Below are 18,647 nucleotides of genomic sequence, written 5' to 3' on the forward strand. Positions count from 1 at the left end.
TGAATCTTGAAGAACCTGTGATCGAAAGGAACACCCCATGGTCATGATTGCAGATGGAGGCGGCACCGTACGCGTGCCGGTGAACCTTCCCAACCCCGTGAACCAGCCGCAGCAGCCTGCGAGCTCGCCCGAGTCGGATGCCGCCGCGCGCGCACGGGAACTGCAGCGCCAGCTCGATGCATTGCTGGAAAAACTGCGCCAGGCGCAACGCGAGGCCGACGCAGCGCGCCAGCGCGCCATCGATGCGCAGAAGCAGGCCCAGAAGGTCAAGGACCAGGCCACGGCCGCGGAGACGCAGGCCCAGAAGACCAAGGACCTTGCCGACATCAACAAGGCCAAGAAGGCCCAGCAGGACGCCAAGCTCGAGGACGCGCGCGCGAAGAGCGCGAGCGCCGATGCCAACCTGAAGGACAAGGACGTCAACCTGATCAACGCCCAGGTCGACCAGAAGAAGGAGCAGCAGAAGAGCCCCGAGGCCAAGGCGTCCCCGGAAACCGACCAGAAGGTGCAGGACGCGCAGACCAGCCGCAACGACGCGAAGACGACCGACGACCTCTCCAAGCTCTATCTCGACTCGCAGGAGAAGGAGAGCAAGGCGCGGGACGCCGAGGCGAAGGTCGTCGAGCTGACGCCGCCCGCGAGCAAGCCGCAGGCCGTCATCACCGACAAGGAGCGCACCGACCTCTCGAATGCGCAGGGCACGGCCACGAAGCTGCGGAACGAGGCCAATGCCGCGAACACGAAATTCACCGACGCTGTCGGCGCCGACGCGCAGACCGAGTTCTACGGCAGTCCGCCGCCGAGCCAGACCGTGACGCAGCCGTTTCCCACGGTGCAGGCGACGACGCCGATCTCCACCGATCCGCTGCACTCGCCGCTGTTGCAGCTGCTGCAGGTGCAGTCGCGCCCGCAATTTCCAACGAGCAGCAACGGCCTGCTGCTCGCCCCCCTGACGCCCGCGGGGCAGAGCAACAACACGCTGCTGGCACCGACGACCTTTCCCTCGACGTTGACCGCATCGTCCTTCGGCACGGGGCAGCCCCCGCTGCTCAGCAGCACGTTCCTGCCCAAGCCCACGGCGGTGACGCCGGAGGTGACCAAGACGCTCTCGGCCATTGCGGACGGCAAGAGCGTCGAGCAGATCGCCAAGGACCGGAACATCGGGCAGGACAAGGTGATCTCGGAGGCCAGCGCCTCGGGCATCGGGATCGTGTCGGGCAAGCCCGACGGCGACAAGCAGGTCACGACCGTGACCAAGGGCGGCTCTTCGCTCTCCTACACGCACGATGTCAAGGAAAAGACAGTCACGGTGAAGGGCAGCATCGCCGACCCCACCGCGCCCGGCGGCAAGAAAACCATCGAGGCGACCGAGGACGGCAAGGGACGCTACAGCCACGTGACCAAGGACGAGAAGGCCGGCACGACCACCACGACCACCATCGACCCCCAGGCCGGCACCCGCACCGAGAGCGTGGTGGACAAGAACGGCCTGCGCGTCGACACCACGACCTCGCTGACCGGCGCGAAGATCACGCGCCCCGTGGGCGAGCGCGAGGGCTATCTGGACTTCGCCAAGGCCGTGGGCCGCACACCCGAGCAGCTGTTCACGCTGAACCCCACGGTCGACTACGGCAAGCCGCTCAAGCCGGGGCAGGAACTGGTGGTGTCGGACGTGACCACCACCGTGAAGACCTACAACAAGGACGGCAGCACACTGGAGCGGACCGTGGCCAGCGACGGCACCGTGCAGGCCGTGGCCACCACGGCAAGCGGCCACCGCACCGTGCTCGAAGGCAAGCCGGACGTGAGGAGCGGCCCGGGCGAGACCGCGCGCAAGGCGATCTTCGAGGACAACAAGCCCCTGGCCGAAGTGGCCAAGAGCATGGGCCTGACCGAAGAGCAGGTGCTGGCGGCGCTGCCCGAGGGCACGGTGGAGGTGACCAAGCCCACCTCCGACAACGGCGACGTCGAGTCGCGCACGATGTACGACCCCATCACCGACCGCGTGGTGATCGAGTCGCACGACTGGCAGCACGACGACATCAACCGGCAGGTCGTCAACGAGAAGTCCACGTACACGGTCCACGACATGGACCCCAAGACCAAGCAGCCGGTGGCCGTGGAAAAGACCGGCGGGCTGGCTTACCTGCAGAAGCAGGCGGAAAACAAGGCCGAATTTGCCGCCAGCTACGACACGCAGATCGCCGACATCGACAAGAACATGCGCCTCTACAACCGCATGGGCGAGCCGACGACCGACCTGCGCGCGGATCGCAAGGCGCTGGTCGAGAAGCAGAACGCCGCCAAGGGCGAGGTGACGATCGCCGGTGCGCAATACACGGCCGCGCTCACCAAGAACCAGCAGGTGGTGCTCGACAAGCAGGCCGCCATCGCCTACCAGAACCATTCGTACGCGCGCCCCGGCAGCCAGGAAAAAGCCGATGCGGCCACCGTGCTGGACATCAAGCTCGCGGCGCTGGACAACGTCGACCGGCTGGTGGACCTGGCCAACAAGGACGTGACGCTGGCCAAGACCGGCCTGGACAAGCAGATCAACGACACCGCCAAGGCCAACGCCGACACCAACCTGCAGACCGAGTTCCAGAAATGGAAGAACGACGTCTGGATGTGGCAGACCGTCGACAAGAAGACGGCCGACAAGATGAAGGCCGAGGGCCAGGTGCCCTCGACGCGCATCTTCTCCGACTTGAAGCAGGAGAACGACATGGCCTGGGAGGCCTTCGTTTCCCAGCAGAAGGACGCGGACAAGTACGGCGACGAGTACCTCACGCCGGAGGAGCTCCCCGCACGCAATGCCTGGCTGGCCCGCAACAAGACCAGCGACGACGCGGTGGCCAGCGACCTGCGCTACGACGACGCGCTGAGCGCGAGCACCAAGGCCGGCACGCACCTGTCGCAGGGCGACCTCGACCGCCTGCAGCAGAAGAAGGACGCCTGGGTCAAGGCCAACCCGACGCTGTTCTCCGAGAACTTCAAGGGCCCAGGCAAGGACGAGGACCAGACCACGCTCGATGCGCTGCAGAAGAACGTGATCGACGGCCAGGTCAAGGAGCTGCAGATCGGCGCGGACAAGAAGTACACGCAGCACCTGCAGGGCATGTCGGCGGCCGACCGGGCCGACCCCGAGAAGATGAAGGAGGCCAACGAGGAGTACGCGAGCGACAACAGCGAGTCCGACGCCAAGCTGAAGGTGAAGATCAAGGACCTGACCGAGCAGCCGCTGCAGGACAAGGCCAAGGTGGTCGACGCCTACATCGAGGATTGGGGCAAGCGCAACCCCGACCTCAAGGCCAAGCTCGATGCACTGGGCACCGACCAGGACCAGCGCAGCGTGCGCGCGGCCGAATACCGAAGCGACCAGATCAATGCACTGCTCTCTCCCAGCGAGCAGGGGCGGCAGCTGCAGTCGGCGCAGACCATGCGCTACGACGTCAAGGGCAAGCTGCTCGGCACGGGCGACCAGGACAGCGCGCAGATCCAGAAGGACCTGGACGGCATCAACAAGGGCATCGAGAAGCACACCTTCGTGCGCGATGCGTGGGGCGCGATGTTCGGCGACTCCGCCGACGATGCCAAGGACTACACGAAGGACCAGCTCGATAAGTCGAACCAGCTGCGCAAGGACCTTGCCGCAGGGAAGATTTCCGTCTCGGAGTACGCGAGCAAGGAAGACGGCCTGATGGACACCTACGACGTGAAGTCGGCCGAGCTTGCAGAGAAGGTGCAGGACGCCGACGGCACCTGGAGCGTGGTCGACGAGGCGGTGCGCATGACGGTCACTGCCGCCGCGGGCATTGCCGCCACCATCGCCTCGGGTGGCAACGTGGCGGTGGGCTTCGGCGCGGCGATGCTGGTGAGCGAAGTCTGGGACACCACGGGCGATGTCGTCGCCGCCGCGCAGGGGCGCGACATCTACGCCGACGGCCACACCTCGCTCTGGACGCTCGAGGCCAAGGCGGTGACGGGCAATGCAAGCTGGGAAGACGTCAAGTTCACGCTGAAGGACGAGGCCATCGACGCGGCCAGCAACATCGTCACTGCCACCGGCGTGGGTGCGGGCATCAAGACCAGCGCCGCGGTGAGCACCAAGCTGTTGGCCAAGCAGGCCTTCGTCAAGAGCGAGGGTGTGCTGAACATCGGCGGTCGCGCGGCCGTCGGTGCGCGTGCCGGCATCACTTCGCAGGCGGTCGATGGCGTGGGCCGCGTTGCAGTGGAAAGCGGGCGCGTCGGGCTCGATGGAAAGTGGGGCACGGAGGAGGGCAACAAGCGCATCGGCGCGACCTTCGTCAGCTCGGCGGCAGGGCTGGTGAGCGCACCGCTCACGGGTGGTGTCTCGGGCGCGATCCCCCTGTGGAAGGTGGCACCGGCCGCGGCCAGCAGCGGGACCACGAACGCGGCCAGCAGTGCGACCACGAACGCGGCCAGCAGTGCGACCACGAACGCAGCCAGCAGTGCGACCACGAACGCAGCCAGCAGCGCGACGACGAACGCGGCCAGCAGCGCGACGACGAACGCGGCCAGCAGCGCGACGACGAACGCGGCCAGCAACGCGACGACGAACGCAGCCAGCAACGCGACGACGAACGCAGCCAGCGATGCAACGACAAGCGCAGCCAGCAACGCGACAACCAGCGCGGCCGCGAACACCGCCTCCAATGCAGCCGGAGGCACGCAGAAGATGTCGTACGCCGGTTTCTCCGGCCAGTTCGTGACCGATGGCGCGGGGTCGATCGGCACCGGCGAACTCATCTCGTACCTGAACGAGGGCCGGGGCATGAACAAGGGCGAGTTCATCGCCGCTTCGCTGCAGGCCTTGCCGGGCACGCTCAACAACATCGCGCTGCACCCGATGATGGCTGCCCGCGCTAAAGCGCAGGCAGCCAACGATGCCGCCAACCATCAGCCGCCCACGGTGCCGCGCGGCACGCCGGACGTGGAGCCGATCGCCATGGCACCGGTGAAGATCGATGCGCCCGTGAACGATTTGCCAGGGCTTGCAGGAAGCGATGCCACCACGCTGAAGGTGGGCGGCGTCAAGCTGGATGACCTGACGACGGGCCTGGACGTGCAGACCCGCGCGTCGGATGCGATGGCGCCGGGCGGGGACGTCGAGTTCCGCGTGGCGATCGACACCCAGAAGGCCGTGGCCTCGGCCTCCGAGGGTGTGGCCGCGAGCGGCGCCGGCAACACCCGGGGCAAGACCTCCGGCACCGGCAAGAGTTCGAGCGAAAGCGACAACGACGGCGGCGTGCGGCGCAAGGGCGACGAGGCGCAGGAGACAAAGGATCGTGAGGAAGCGCAGGACGCCGCCATCCACGTGCGGATGCGCGCCGCGGGCTTCGACAACATCGAGATCGCGCGCCAGCCGGGCACCGAGGGGCAGCAGCCCGAGATCGTGGTGACGGCCACCAAGCCGGTGAAGGAGCGCCTGCCTGGCGACCCGCTCGCGCGGCCGGCCTACGACGGCTACGACCAGCGCATGTCGTACCTGAGCGGCTCCGAGATGGTGGCGCTGTACGGCTCCGGCACCCGGCCCGACCCTATCGCGGTGGCGGCCGATCGTGCAGCCGCGCGTTCGGCGCGTGTCGACATGCGCCTGGGCGTCACCGTGCGCGGCCGCCTGAACGTGGGCGAGTACGCGCCGCTGGCGTCGCCCACCCTGCAGTCGGTGAGCACCGGGATCGGCACCCGTTCCAACCTGCGCGCCATCGCCACCGGGGCGATGGACAGCATCCGCTTCCGCTCCACGGTGCCGATCCGCGACGCGATGGGCCGGGAGCTGTCGGTGGCCGTGCGGCCCGACGAGTACCGGCGCACCAGCATGCTGCAGTGGGGCCTGAGCCCGATGTCGCGCGACACCATCTTCACCGTGTTCGCAAAGGACCTGATCAAAACCGCCAAGACCGAGCTCTTCACCGAGAAAGGAACGCCCGGCTACGGCGTCAACATTCGCTCGGCCAAGGACATCGGGCCGGCCGCCGATGGCTCGGGCCGCGTGGTGGAGATGGAGATCAGCGTCAAGCTCAAGGGTGACAAGGTCGAGCTGGCCGAGGGCGAGAAGGATTTCTTCGGCGGCAAGGCCTCCAGCTCGCCCGACGGCCATGTGAAGGTGCCCAGCAGCCTGATGTTCGACCGCGTGATCGAGGACTTCCGCATCGCGCCGCTGCTGCCGATCGTCAAGAAGCTGGTGGGCAACCCCTTGCCGGTCACGCCCTCGGTCGAGCGGCGCTCGCAGATGCTGCTGAACGACGCGGTCGGTGCGGGCGACGTGGTGCCCACGCGTTTCTTCGAGCAGTTCAAGAAGACCTTCGGCGATGCGAAGTACCGCGTGCAGGTCGTGGTGCCCGACCGGTTGCCCGGCTTCGTGCGCGACCCGGCGGCGGTTGCCGTGCGCAACTTCCTCGCCGAGCCCGACACGGCCGGCTTCAAGGCGCTGATCAAGCAGGGCTACGTGAGTGACGATTCCAAGAAGGCGTTGTTCTTCGTGCCCAACCGCGGCGGCAACCATCACCGCACCTCGGTGCCGGGCAAGCCGCTCACCGAGGCCTTCACCGACCTCACGGGCAAGCAGCGCCGCGTGCCCAACGAGTCGACCAGCAACGTCTGGGTCATCTTTGCCGACAACCGGCTCGAACGCACCGTGCAGCGCGGCGTCTACGGCGTCAAGAAGGTCGTCTACGGCGCCTTGCCTCCCAGCCTGCAGCGCTCGGCGCCGTCGCCGCACCATCTGGTGGGCACGGGCAACCTGCTCGATGCCATGACGGGCGGCAGGGGGCGGCCCAACGCCGACCTTTCCAAGCGCCTCACCGCGGTGGCCGCGCTGCCGACGTTGTTCGACGTGGGCGTGCTCGGCACCAGCGTGGAGTTCCGCGCGCAGCTCGGCCTGAACGCGCCTTCGTCCGCCAAGTCGGTCAAGAAGGGCCAGACGCAGGACTTCCGGGTGTCGCCGGACGACACGCGCACCGTAGAGATTCCCAAGTGGTTCCCCAAGCTGCTCGATCGCTCCCTGAACGGCGCGACACCGGTGGTTCCCAAGGGCGGCACCGAACAGCTCAATACCTTCCTCGACAAGCTTCAGACGCACCTCAGCACCGAGGACGGTGCGGCTATCACGGCCCTGCGCGAAAAGCACATGAACGGCAAGAAGCCTGCCGTGGGCGACGGGAAGTTCCTGCGCCAGCCGGTGGCCGAGGACATCGTGAACCTGCTGGCGGGGCTCAAGCCCGGCGCCAAGCCCGGCTCGCGGCCCTTGCTGGCCGGACAGCCCGACGAGGCGACGCCGATCGCGGCACGCCCGGCCGCCCCGCGCCCAGCGGACCTGAACTACCTCGAAGGCGAGGCGACGGTGAACGGACGCCCCGTGTCGGTGCGCGACATCGAGTTGGCGGTGCCGCCCGACAGCATCCTGGTGATGGCCGAGCGTGGCAATCCGCCCAGTGCCGAGCGCATTGCCGCCGATCTGCGCGCGGCCGGCCATCCCGAGGGCAAGGACGTGGTGCTCTACCTCTGCGAAGGTGGAACGCCGGCGCGGGCCAATGTGCCGGTACCCGAATCGCTGGCGCGTGAGCTGAGCAACAAGATCGGCGCGCGGGTGCATGCGGTGGATGGCGACATCGTGCTCGGTGCCAAGACCACGGTCGACGGCGCCCCGGTGGTGCAGCGGCCGAACCTGCCGCTGACCGACGTTTCGCAGAAGACGCCGCATCCGGTGACCGCCGATGCGGACTTCGACGCGCAGCAGCGCTTCTGGCTCGAGCCGGGTGGCCGCACGCAGGAGGCCCAGGCGCCGTTCTCGCAGAAGGTGCTCGACCAGGGCGCGAGGGTGGGCAACAAGGCCATCGACCCGCTGCACCTGGGCATCGAGGACCGCGTGGTCGACATGCGTCCGATGACCGCGGAGAACGCGCAGGAGGTCTTCCCGCTGCTGGCCAAGCAGTTGGGCGTGAGCCCCGAGTACAACGCGCTCGGCGCAGAGGGAATGACCAACAAGTGGCTTGGCGAGATCGCCAACGGCACGCGGTATGCGCGCGTGATCTATCCGGCGCCGGGTTCGACGCCAGCCTCCGATGCACCCATCGGCCTGATCTCGGTCCACAAGGAAGCGCTGATCGGCGACAGCTACCGCAACACACTGCCGCCGGAGCTCTACCGCGGCAGCAAGCCGGCCGGACAGACGAGCAAGGAGGCGCTGCAGGCCCGCGGCGAGGTCTGGCAGTTCTCGACCTACCTGGGCGCCAACAAGGACCGCTACCCGGGCGGCGTGATCAACAAGGCCGCGCGCATGCAGTTCATGAAGGACGTGATGCGGCAAGAGGAAGCCAAGGGCGCGCCGGTGGAGGCGTTCTATTCGCGCGTGAGCGGCGGCGCGCCGTTCGTCACCGATTCGAACGGCGTCACGACCTTGCTCAAGGGCCACAAGTTCAACGTGGCGAGCTCCTTCAGCCAGGAGTCGCAGACGGTCGGCCGCGGGCCGATTGCCGTCGGCTACGAGGACAGCTCGCCGTTCAAGAGCGCCGACTTCCCGGACGGCGAACCGGCGCGCCACATCTACATCTACGAGACCGATGCGAGCCTCTATGGGGCCGAGGGCAAGGGCACGCTGAAGTGGCGCAGCAAGATCGAGGAGGCCTTCGACAAGGTGCCGGAGTCGCGCAGCCTGCTGGCGCCGATGCGCCCGGCGGACCTGAATTACCTCGAAGGCGAAGCCATGGTCAAGGGGCAACCGGTGTCGGTACGCGACATCGAGCTGGCCGTGCCGCCCGACAGCATCCTGGTAATGGCCGAGCGCGGCAATCCGCCGAGTGCCGAGCGCATCGCTGCGGACCTGCGCGCCAAGGGCTATCCCGAAGGCAAGGACGTGGTGCTCTACCTCTGCGAAGGCGGAACGCCGGCGCGGGCGAATGCACCGGTGCCGGAATCGCTGGCGCGTGAGCTGAGCAACAAGATCGGTGCGCGCGTGCATGCGGTGGACGGCGACATCGTGCTCGGCGCGAGGAACACGGTGGAAGGCGCGCCAGCGGTGCAGCGGCCGAACCTGCCGCTGACCGACGTCTCGCAGAAAACGCCGCACCCGGTGACTGCCGATGCTGATTTCAATGCGCAGCAGCGCTTCTGGCTCGAGCCAGGCGGGCGCACTCAGGAGGCCCAGGCGCCGTTCTCGCAGAAGGTGCTCGACCAGGGGGCAACGGTGGGAGACAAGTCGATCGACCCGCTGCACCTGGGTATCGAGGACCAAGTGGTCGAGCTGGTGAAGTTCGACATGGAACACGCCCGCGATGTGATGCAGTACCTTCGGCCGGCGCTGGCGGTGAGCCCCGACTACACCAACCTCGGGCCCGAAGGCATGTCAAAGAAGTGGGTGCAGGAGATGCAGGATGTTCCGGCAACGCCGGAACATCCGGTCGCGCAGGGACCGAGCCGCTACGCCTACGTCGTCTATCCGGCGCCCGGCTCGGCGCGGCCACGCGAGCCGCTGGGCATCATCAGCGTCCACAAGGGGCCGCTGCTCGGCGACAGCTACATCAAGACGGAACCCGCGGAGATATACGGCGGCCGCAAGCCCGCGGGCACGGCGAGCGGCGATGAGCTTCGCGCGCGCGGCGACGTCTGGCTGTTCTCCACCTACCTGCTGGGATCGCGGACCGGCAAGGCGGATGCCGGCTTCTCGTCGGGCTCGGTCAACATGGCCGCCAAGAAGCAGATCATGTCGGACGTCATGCAGGCGCAGGCGGCAAAAGGCGAGCAGATCGACGCCTTCTACGCACATGTGCATGCGGGCGCGCCAGAGGCCTTGTCGGCAAAGAATGTCATGGTGGGGCCGGAGAAGCCCAACGGCCCGAGCCTGGGCAGCCAGGAAAAGATGTCAGGCACAGGTCCGATCGCCGTGGTTCGCACGCGTGGGTCCCCGATCAGGGACGCCGATTTCCCGAACGGGCGTCCGGAGCGTTTCGTCGCGATCTTCGAGACACCGGCATCCCGCTTCGCGGAGGACGGCGCGGGCACGGAGTTCTATCGCACGAAAATCAATGACGGAATCGACTCGAGCCCGGACCCGTCGCGCTGGCTGGCTCCCGAGGGCGGCCAGACGCCGCCGCTGGTCCATCGCCGCGCCGACCTGAACTATCTCGACGGCAACGCCACCACGGTCGATGGGCGCACGGTATCGGCACGCGACATCGAGGTTGCCGTGCCGCCGGACACCATCCTCGTCATGGCCGAGCGCGCGAATCCGCCGAGTGTCGAGCGGCTGTTGGCCGACTTGCGCGCCAAGGGTTATGACGACAACCAGGATGTGACGCTCTATCTCTGCGATGCGGGCAAGCAGCGCGATCCCCAGGCGGTGAGGCCGGATTCATTGGCGCTCGATCTGAGCAGGGCACGCAATTCGCGCGTGCACGCCATGGAGGGGACCATCACGCTGGGCGAGAAGATCCAGCTCGGTGACGGCAAGTTCGTGACCGGCTTGCCCGACCTGCCGCTGATCGATACCAACACAGGACGGCCGCACACCGACGCAGACGTCGAAGGCCAGAAGAACTTCTGGCTGGCACCGGGCGGGCGGGCCGAGCGCGTCGCGTCTCCGTTCGGCGCAGACGTGCGCGCCATGGGCGCACGCGTGGGCGAAGACCTGATCCAGCCGTACGTCCTGGGCATCGAGGAGCAGGTCGTCCAGTTGCGGGCATTCGACGATCGGACCGCGGCCGAGGTGCTGCCGACATTGACGGAGCAATTGGCGGTCAGCCCCGATTTCCAGCGCGGAGGCATCGAGGGGCTGACTCGCAAGTGGCTGCAGGACATCGACGATGAAAGCCGCATGGCCTTCGTCATCTATCCGGCCGAGGGCTCGCCATTGCCCGATTCGCCGCTGGGCATCGTCGCGCTGCACCGCGAGGCACTGGTCGATGACACGTACGTGAAGACGCTGGCGCCTTCGTACTATTCCTCCGGCAATTTCCCGGCGGGCAAGGTGTCCAGGGAGGAGCTTCTCGCCAAGGGCGAGGTGTGGCAGTTCTCCACCTACCTCAACGACGACAACAAGAAGGTGCCTGGCACCAACAAGGCCAGCAAGATGCTGACCATCGAACAGGCGGCGGCGGAACGTGCCCAGCGCGGCGAGGACATCCTTGCCTTCTATGCGCGCGTTCACGGTGGCGGGCCGCTGGTACTGCGCGCGAAGGATCCCGGCGTCGACCCCAACTTTGGAAGCCTGTTCGGCCAGGAGTCGATGAACCAGCGCGGCCCCATCGCCGTGGGCCTGGAGCAGGGCTCGCCGGTGACGGGCGGTGCTGATCGCTACGTGCTGATCTTCGAGACCGACCGTGGGTTGTACCTGCCCGGCGGGGCCGGTCGGGAGAAGTGGACTGCGGATATCCAAAAGCTGGTCGACAAGGACCCGGATTCGGCTTCGTGGCTGGGCACGCCGCAGACGACCACTACCGCATCGGGCCTGGTGATTCCTGCCGGCGCGAGCCGCCCGTCCTCCGGGGTCGTCGAGGGCGCGGCACAAGCTCCCAGGATCGACTGGGATCGCGCGCAACCCGTCACGATGAGGGATGGCGATGGAGATCCCGTGACGGCGCATCGATTGATGGTTGTCGATGCTGACGGCACACACCGGCCGATGAAGGGCGCGGAGGTGGTCGGCATGATGGGCCCCGAGCTCCTGGGGAGAGGTCTCGCCTCCGATGTGTACCCATTCGGCGACGACAAGGTGATCAAGATTTTCCGTACAGAGGCGGAGGTAGAGGAGTCTCGCGACCTCGTGGATCTCGCGAACCTGCGCAAGGACTTGCCGGACGGCGCATTGATCGATCGCGAAATGGCCACGGCGCACGAGGAGAAGAGCGCATTGCGAAAGCTGGCTGACCATGTCGGTGCCGAGAACGTGATCGAGGTCGATGGGCCCTATCTCGTTGGCAACCGCCTGGTGCTCCTCATGCCCCGGCACGAGCAGGGGAGCAGGGCGCTGGACTCCGATCCGGAGACATGGACTGCCATCGGCGAAGGCGCCGATCTTCTCAACGAACGCACTGCGCGCAGTGCCGGAACCATCACGGAAGATCTGAATTCCGCTGGCGTCTATCCGTCGGATTCACAGTTTCTGATCCGTACGGACGGTTCGGTTCTGTTGCACGATCCCGATGGCATCTCCAACGAGAACTGGCGCACGGATTACGAGCTCGAAGCTCTCACGCTGTCCCGCGCCGGGCGGCAAAACGCCGCGGAACGCCCCGCACCGGACACGCCCGATGCCGGCAAGGTCCAGTTCGTGCTGGGTCCCCCGCCCGATGAGGTGAGCCGTGCAGGCGGTTTGACGCTGGGCGAGCCCTCCGGCACGCCGGCCGATGCGCTGCATGGCACGGTGGCACAGGCCAAGTGGGCGGCGATCCAGCCTCTGCCCAAACCCATCGAGAGCGAGGGCGAGCAACCGCTGCACCTCTACACGGTGGATCGCGACAGCACGCAGGTCGCAGCCGATGGCACGCACAGCATTCCGTTGGAAGCCATCATTTCCGGGCGCCGGATGGACGAGTTCGGCCGCTTCATCCCGGATGAGACCGTGCGTTTCCGCGCGACCGGTGGTGCATCCGGCAGCAGGCAGATGCCTGAAGGGCTCATCGACCTGAGCAAGCTCGGTCAGAGGAAGGACGGCCCGGGCCGGGGCACGGGCGCGAGCACCTAGTCTGCTGTGGTGACGGACGGGTCTGGCGCAGCTGCCTGCGCCAGCACCCAATCCCTGAACACCCGCATCCCCCGCGTCTCGCGCCGCCCCTTCGGCGCGCAGACGTAGTAGCCGCGCGGCGTGAGCGCGGCGCGATCGATGGGGATCGCGATGCGGCCCGCGGCGAGTTCGTCTTCGATAAGGCAGCGCTGCACCACCGCGAGGCCGAGGCCCGAGATCACGCCCTGCACCAGCATCACGACCTGGTCGAAGTCGGCGGCGGGGCGCGGGTTGGTGTCGCGCAGGCCCTGCGTGTCGAACCACAGGCGCCAGTTGTCGGGGTAGTTCGCGTGAAAGAGCAGCGGCCGCTGCAACAGGTCTTCAGGCGTGTGCAGGGCATGCGGGCCGCGCAGGTCTTCGGGCCGGCAGATCGGCACGATCTCGCGGCCCACGAGGTAGTCGGACTGGATGCCCGCCGGATGCCATGCCGTGTCGCCGGTGCGCACGCGGATCCAGCCGTCGATGTCGGGCATGTCCAGCGGATCGTCGCGGCGATAGGGCGCGAACGAAATGGCGACCTCGGGGTGGCGCTTGCGAAAGTCGGGCAGCCGCGGAATGAGCCACTTGGTGGCCAGCGTCGGCGGCACCGACAGGCGCAGCGTGTGCGGCCCGTGCTGCGCGCCAGCGGCATCCGCAGCGGCTTCGAGCTGCTGCAGTGCCGGCGCGACGTTGTCGAGGTAGGCGCGGCCCGCGTCGGTGAGCGTGCTGAGCCGGCCGTGGCGGTCCAGCAGACGCACGCCCAACTCTTCTTCGAGCCGCGCCACCGCACGGCTCACGGCGCCTTGCGTGACGCACAACTCGTCGGCCGCTTTCGAGAAGCTGCCCAGACGCGCGGTGCTGGCAAAGGCATGCAGCTCGTGCAGCGACGGTGAACGGATTCGCATGGGTGAAGGAGGTGGCCCGCTATGCGCACTGGTCATAGCAAGCGGCGCAATTGTCACTCCAAACACAAGGGGTCGCTTCACATAATCGCCGCACTTCAGGGCACTCCGATGTGCGTTGTCTCCAACGATATTTCTTTCGACTTACTCACGATGAACAACCGCCGAGACCTTCTGCTGGCCATCACCGCCGTCGCCTTCGGGCTGCCGATGATGAGCGTCGATGCACACGCTGCTTCTTCCTTCCCCGACAAGCCCGTCAAGCTGATCGTGCCGTTCCCGCCGGGCGGCTCGACCGACCTCATCGCGCGGCTGCTGGCCGAGAAGATGTCGGTCATCCTCGGGCAGCAGGTGGTGGTGGACAACCGCGCAGGGGCGGGCGGCACCATCGGCATCTCGGCGGTGGCGCGGGCCGAGCCCGACGGCTACACCATCGGCATGGCCACGGTGAGCACGCACGGCGCGAACCCGGCTGTCTACACCAAGCTGCCCTACGACCCGGTGAAGGACTTTCAGCCGATCACCAACGTGATGTCGGTGCCCAGCGTGTTCGTGGTCAGCCCCAAGCTGCCGGTGAAGAACATGCAGGAGTTCATCGCGCTGGCCAAGTCGGAGCCGGGCAAGCTCACTTTTGCCTCGCCCGGCAACGGCTCGCTCGGGCACGTCAACGTCGAGCAGTTCATGGACCTGGCGGGCATCAAGCTCACGCACGTGCCGTACAAGGGCGCGGGGCAGGCGGCCACTGATGCACTGGCGGGCACGGTCGATGCAATGACCGACAACCTGCCGTCGTCGCTGCCGCACATCAAGTCGGGCAAGCTGCGCGCGCTGGCGGTGCTGTCGCCGCAGCGCTCGCCGCTGTTGCCCGACGTGCCGACCTACCGCGAGCTTGGCTTCGAGGCAATGAGCGAAGGCGGCTGGTTCGGCCTGGTCGCGCCCGCGGGCGTGCCGGCGCCGGTGATCGAGAAGCTCATGACCAGCGCGCACCAGGCCATGCAGGACCCGGTGTTCAGGCAGCGCACGATCGAGATATCGGGCGTGCCGATGGCCAACACGCCGGCGCAGTTCGCGCAGCAGATCCGCGAAATGATGGACAAGTACGCGCGCATCGCCAAGGCGGCGAACATCAAACTGTGATGAGCGCGCACGACATGCAGGACACCGACCCGGTCGTCGTGGTCGTCGATCCGCCATCGGGCGTGGCCCGGCTGCCGCTGGTGTGCGACTCGCCGCACAGCGGCACCTGCTACCCGGCCGACTTCGTCACTCGCGTGCCGTTCGCGCAGTTGCGTCAGGCCGAGGACACGCACGTCGCCGCGCTCTGGTCGGCCGCGCCGCAGCATGGCGCCACTTTGCTGAGCGCGCAGTTTCCGCGGGCCTACATCGACCCCAACCGGGCCATCGACGACCTCGACCCCGAACTGCTTGACGGGCCATGGCCTTCGCCGCTCAAGCCCGGCGAAAAATCGCGCCTCGGCTACGGCCTGGTATGGAGCCGCATCGCGGCCGACCAGCCGCTGTACGACCAGCCCTTGCAGCCTGCCGCGGTGCAGTGGCGCATCGACAGATTCTGGAAGCCGTACCACGCGGCGCTCTCGACGGCTGTGCGGCGCGCGGTGGCCGACTTCGGCGCGCTGTGGCACCTCAACCTGCATTCGATGCCCGGCAACGCGTACGAAAAGCTGCGCATCGCCTCGACGCGGCCGCTCGCGGACTTCGTGCTCGGCGACCGCGAAGGCACGACCTGCGAGCCCGCGCTGCTGGACGTGGTCGAAGCCACGGTGCGTGCGCACGGCTACACGGTGGCGCGCAACGACCCCTACAAGGGCGTGGCGCTGATCGCGGAAATCGGCAACCCGGCACAGGAGCGCCACAGCCTGCAGATCGAGATCCGCCGCCCGATCTACATGAACGAAGCGACGCGCGAACCCAACGACGGCTTCGCGCCGCTGCAGCGCTGCATCGACGCCACGATCTCTGCGGTGGCGGCGCACGTGAAGCTGCAGCTGGAAAGGGGATAGCCCGCGATGCAACGCCTGTGGACCGTGCCGCCGACCGCTCTATCCGACGATGCCGTTCCTGGCCGAGGCCGGCTGCAGTGCATCGAATGCGGAGAGCCTGCGGTAGTCGCCGGGCAGCACCGCGTAGGTGCCGAGAAAGGTCTTGTGCAAATGGCTCTGGTCGGTGAAGCCGGCCGCATGCGCCGCGTAGGTGACCCGCGCGCCGCCCGCGATGAGGTCGCGCGCGTATTCGATGCGGTGGCCCACGAGCATCTCGTGCGGCGTGAACCCGAGCGCGCCCCTGAAGCGCCGCTGCAGGTGCACCGGATGCAGGCCCGCCGCCTCGGCGAGGCTGTCGAGCGTCATGCGCTGCTGGAAGCCGGAGGCGATGAGTTCGTAGAGCCGGTTCATGCGCTCGTCGCCGCTGTCGACCACGCGCGGAGGCGGAGGCTGCAGGGGAATCCATTGCGCGAGGCGCTGGCGCAGCAGGGCGCGGCCGGCCGCGATGTCTTCTTCGTTGCCGGTGCCCGAGGATTCATGGAGCAGACGGTGGCATTCGAGAAATTCAAAAGCCGCCGACGGATCGAGAAAGATCGAGATGCCCGCATCGTCTTCCGCGCGGGCCACGGGCGTGCCTTCGTTCGCCGCGCTGATGCAGCGGGCAACGGCCGAGCTGCAATACATCGCGTCTTCGCGCCATGGCGCGCTGCGCGCCTGCACCGAATGCCAGACCTGTGGCGCGATGCGCAGCAGCGTGCCCGGCGGCACGACCGTCACGCGGTTGCCGCCGCGCACATGCAGTTCGGTGTCGGACACAGAGAGCGTGAAGCCGACATGCCGGTGCGGCCGGATCTCGCGATGCAGCAGGCGGTTGGCGGTGAACTGGAGACCTGTGAGATCGGCGTCGCGCCAATAGCGGGAAGCGGCCAGGATTTCCATCGAAGGCGGGACTCCTCGGATGCTGTTGTTGTACTGACAGGGAGAGGGCCTGTTCTCACTATGCAAGGGGTCGCGTTGCTTCGCCAAGGGGCTGGCTGCAAGGCGCCCGGGCGCAGCAAGGCTTGTGCCTTGCAAGCGCGGGCAACGCCGCAGACGGCCCCTTGGCGAAGCAACCCGGAGGGAAGCTCGCCACAGCCCGCCCCTCGGCGTTGCGCTCCTTGTGCGTGCGGACGCACGCACGGCGTCACGCGCCTTGAGGGGCGGGCTGTGGCGAGCTTCGCGACCCCTTGCATAGTGAGAACAGGCCCTTGTCAGCATGCCAGCGCACCGGGCTTCTGTGAAGCATTCATTTCACGCGGATTGATGCGCAGAGCGCATCTTTCATGCAAAGGTATTCAGTTGCAACGAGGCATGCGATGCCTCGGCCCGCCTTCGACGAACTTGGTGATACGAATGCGTACCGGAAGCTAAGAATTTACAAGGCGACTCCCACACCCTTTGGTACTTTGGCCCCCAAGCCCGCGGCATTTACAAATGCATGCGGCATTTCAAACAGGCATCCCATGATTCTTGCTACCTTGTTGCAACGCGCCGCGGCGTCATCGCTGTCGCAGACGCGGAATCACGACACCGACGTGGCCGCGCCTTCGAGCGGTTCACCCGAACTGCCCGAGCTACCGTCCGGCGGCCCGTTTCCGCAGCTCTACTCGGAGGAGCAGCTGTACCTGCCGCCATCGGCGGACCGGCATGCGGAAGGCGTGCCTGGCATCGTCGGCGAACTGCTGGACGCCCAAAGCCACGAGGAGCGCCGCTACCTCATCCAGGGCATGCTCAACGCGCTGGGTTTCGACTGGCTCGGCTACGGCACGATCACCTTCCTGCGCGGACGCTGGTGGCCCTTGAGCTTCTTCACCGCCTACGCGAACCCCGAGTGGGTGCAGCGCTATTTCTCGCATCGCCTCTACGAGATGGACCTGCGCCAGCAGGGCGTGCCGGCGTCCAGCCTGCCGCTGGTGTGGGACGTCGAGCAGCTCGAGGCCATGCCCATTCCTTCGGCGGCGACCACCGCGACCGAAGACGCGGCGGGCCGGCGGCAGCGCTTTGTCGACGACCTGCTCGCGAGCGGCATCCGCAGCGGGCTGATGTTCCGGCTGGCTTCGCCCACGCATGTGAACCAGTACACCGTCATCAGCCTGCAGTCGAGCGAGCCGGGCCGTCGCTGGATCACCGATGAGGTCGTCGGGCAGGCGCTCACGCTGGGCCTGAGCCTGCATGAATACCTGTCGCGCCACTCGCGCATGGCGAGCGAGACCGGCGGTGCGCGCATCGAGATATCGACGACGCAGCAATACATCCTGCAGCACCTGTTGCAGGGCCGCAGCGACAAGGAAATCGCGAACCGGCTCGACCTGTCGGCGCATACGGTGGACTACCACATGCGCCAGCTGCGCCGCCGTTTTGCCGCACGCAACCGGGTGCAGTTGGTGAATGCGGTGCAGCAGGGCGACAGCGATTTCGGTGTGCTGAGCGAGATGTAGGCAACGCGCATCGACGCACGAGGGAGCACCTCCTGACACCACGCTGTCAGGAGCGGCCGGCTACGATTTTTCTGCCTGCCTTGCAGAGCGAAGGATCGCGATGACGCCCGACCCGTTGATGCAACGTTTTCCCAGTTCCGCGACCGCGCGGTTGTTCGGCCAGCACATCATCGAGTTCGATACGGCGAAGGGCTGGGTCCGCATGAGCTTCGTCGCGACCGAGGACTTTTTGAACCCCGCGGGCGCGGTGCAGGGCGGCATCCTGGGCGCGATGCTCGACGACACGATGGGGCCTGCGTTGTGGTTGAAGAATGGCGCCGGCGCGTTCTCGGCCACGATCGATCTCAACGTGTCGTTCCTGGCGGCGGCTTCGCCCGGGCTTCTGTACGGGGAGGGCAGGGTCGTGCAACTCGGCAAGACCATCTCGTTCCTGGAGGCGCATCTGAGCGATGCAGCGGGGCGGATGGTGGCGCGCTCGACGGCTAGTGCGCGGATGATCCGTGAGCGTTCGATAGAGCACGCCCTTGCATGATCGCGGAGCCAGGAA

General features: G+C 67.1%; 7 protein-coding genes. 5 read left to right on the top strand and 2 right to left on the bottom strand.

Annotated features, from left to right (window positions below; genetic code table 11):
* Positions 1-37 precede the first annotated feature (37 nt).
* A complete protein-coding gene (locus tag NU688_RS06750; RefSeq protein ID WP_257859758.1) occupies positions 38-12,703 on the top strand; it encodes a hypothetical protein in 12,666 nt (4,221 codons plus the stop codon).
* On the opposite strand, the gene NU688_RS06755 is transcribed toward NU688_RS06750, so the two are convergent.
* A complete protein-coding gene (locus NU688_RS06755; protein ID WP_257859759.1) occupies positions 12,700-13,626 on the bottom strand; it encodes a LysR substrate-binding domain-containing protein in 927 nt (308 codons plus the stop codon). The two genes, NU688_RS06750 and NU688_RS06755, sit on opposite strands and share 4 nt — an antisense overlap.
* A gap of 150 nt (positions 13,627-13,776) precedes the next feature.
* On the opposite strand from NU688_RS06755, the gene NU688_RS06760 reads away from it, so the two are divergent.
* Positions 13,777-14,760: a tripartite tricarboxylate transporter substrate binding protein gene (locus NU688_RS06760; RefSeq protein ID WP_257859760.1), complete on the top strand. Its 984-nt coding sequence runs from the start codon at positions 13,777-13,779 to the stop codon at positions 14,758-14,760.
* On the top strand, positions 14,760-15,644 hold the full coding sequence (locus NU688_RS06765) for an N-formylglutamate amidohydrolase (protein ID WP_257859761.1): 885 nt from the start codon (positions 14,760-14,762) through the stop codon (positions 15,642-15,644). Before NU688_RS06760 ends, NU688_RS06765 begins: the two co-directional genes overlap by 1 nt.
* Positions 15,645-15,683: 39 nt before the next feature.
* On the opposite strand, the gene NU688_RS06770 is transcribed toward NU688_RS06765, so the two are convergent.
* Positions 15,684-16,562 (bottom strand): AraC family transcriptional regulator, encoded by an 879-nt coding sequence (locus NU688_RS06770; RefSeq protein ID WP_257859762.1) that lies wholly within the window; start codon positions 16,560-16,562, stop codon positions 15,684-15,686.
* A 563-nt stretch (positions 16,563-17,125) separates the two neighbouring features.
* Between NU688_RS06770 and NU688_RS06775 the strand changes: the two genes are divergently transcribed.
* Positions 17,126-18,100 (top strand): LuxR family transcriptional regulator, encoded by a 975-nt coding sequence (locus NU688_RS06775; RefSeq protein ID WP_257859763.1) that lies wholly within the window; start codon positions 17,126-17,128, stop codon positions 18,098-18,100.
* A gap of 100 nt (positions 18,101-18,200) precedes the next feature.
* Positions 18,201-18,632: a PaaI family thioesterase gene (locus tag NU688_RS06780; protein WP_257859764.1), complete on the top strand. Its 432-nt coding sequence runs from the start codon at positions 18,201-18,203 to the stop codon at positions 18,630-18,632.
* The last annotated feature ends 15 nt before the right edge of the window (positions 18,633-18,647 follow it).

The organism is Variovorax sp. ZS18.2.2 (assembly GCF_024701975.1).
In the GTDB taxonomy this organism is placed as follows: domain Bacteria; phylum Pseudomonadota; class Gammaproteobacteria; order Burkholderiales; family Burkholderiaceae_C; genus Variovorax.

Coding starts and splice junctions, on each gene's coding strand:
- NU688_RS06760 (WP_257859760.1), top strand. CDS start 13,777: ATGAACAACCGCCGAGACCTTCTGCTGGCCATCACCGCCGTCGCCTTC.
- NU688_RS06755 (WP_257859759.1), bottom strand. CDS start 13,626: ATGCGAATCCGTTCACCGTCGCTGCACGAGCTGCATGCCTTTGCCAGC.
- NU688_RS06780 (WP_257859764.1), top strand. CDS start 18,201: ATGACGCCCGACCCGTTGATGCAACGTTTTCCCAGTTCCGCGACCGCG.
- NU688_RS06770 (WP_257859762.1), bottom strand. CDS start 16,562: ATGGAAATCCTGGCCGCTTCCCGCTATTGGCGCGACGCCGATCTCACA.
- NU688_RS06775 (WP_257859763.1), top strand. CDS start 17,126: ATGATTCTTGCTACCTTGTTGCAACGCGCCGCGGCGTCATCGCTGTCG.
- NU688_RS06765 (WP_257859761.1), top strand. CDS start 14,760: ATGAGCGCGCACGACATGCAGGACACCGACCCGGTCGTCGTGGTCGTC.
- NU688_RS06750 (WP_257859758.1), top strand. CDS start 38: ATGGTCATGATTGCAGATGGAGGCGGCACCGTACGCGTGCCGGTGAAC.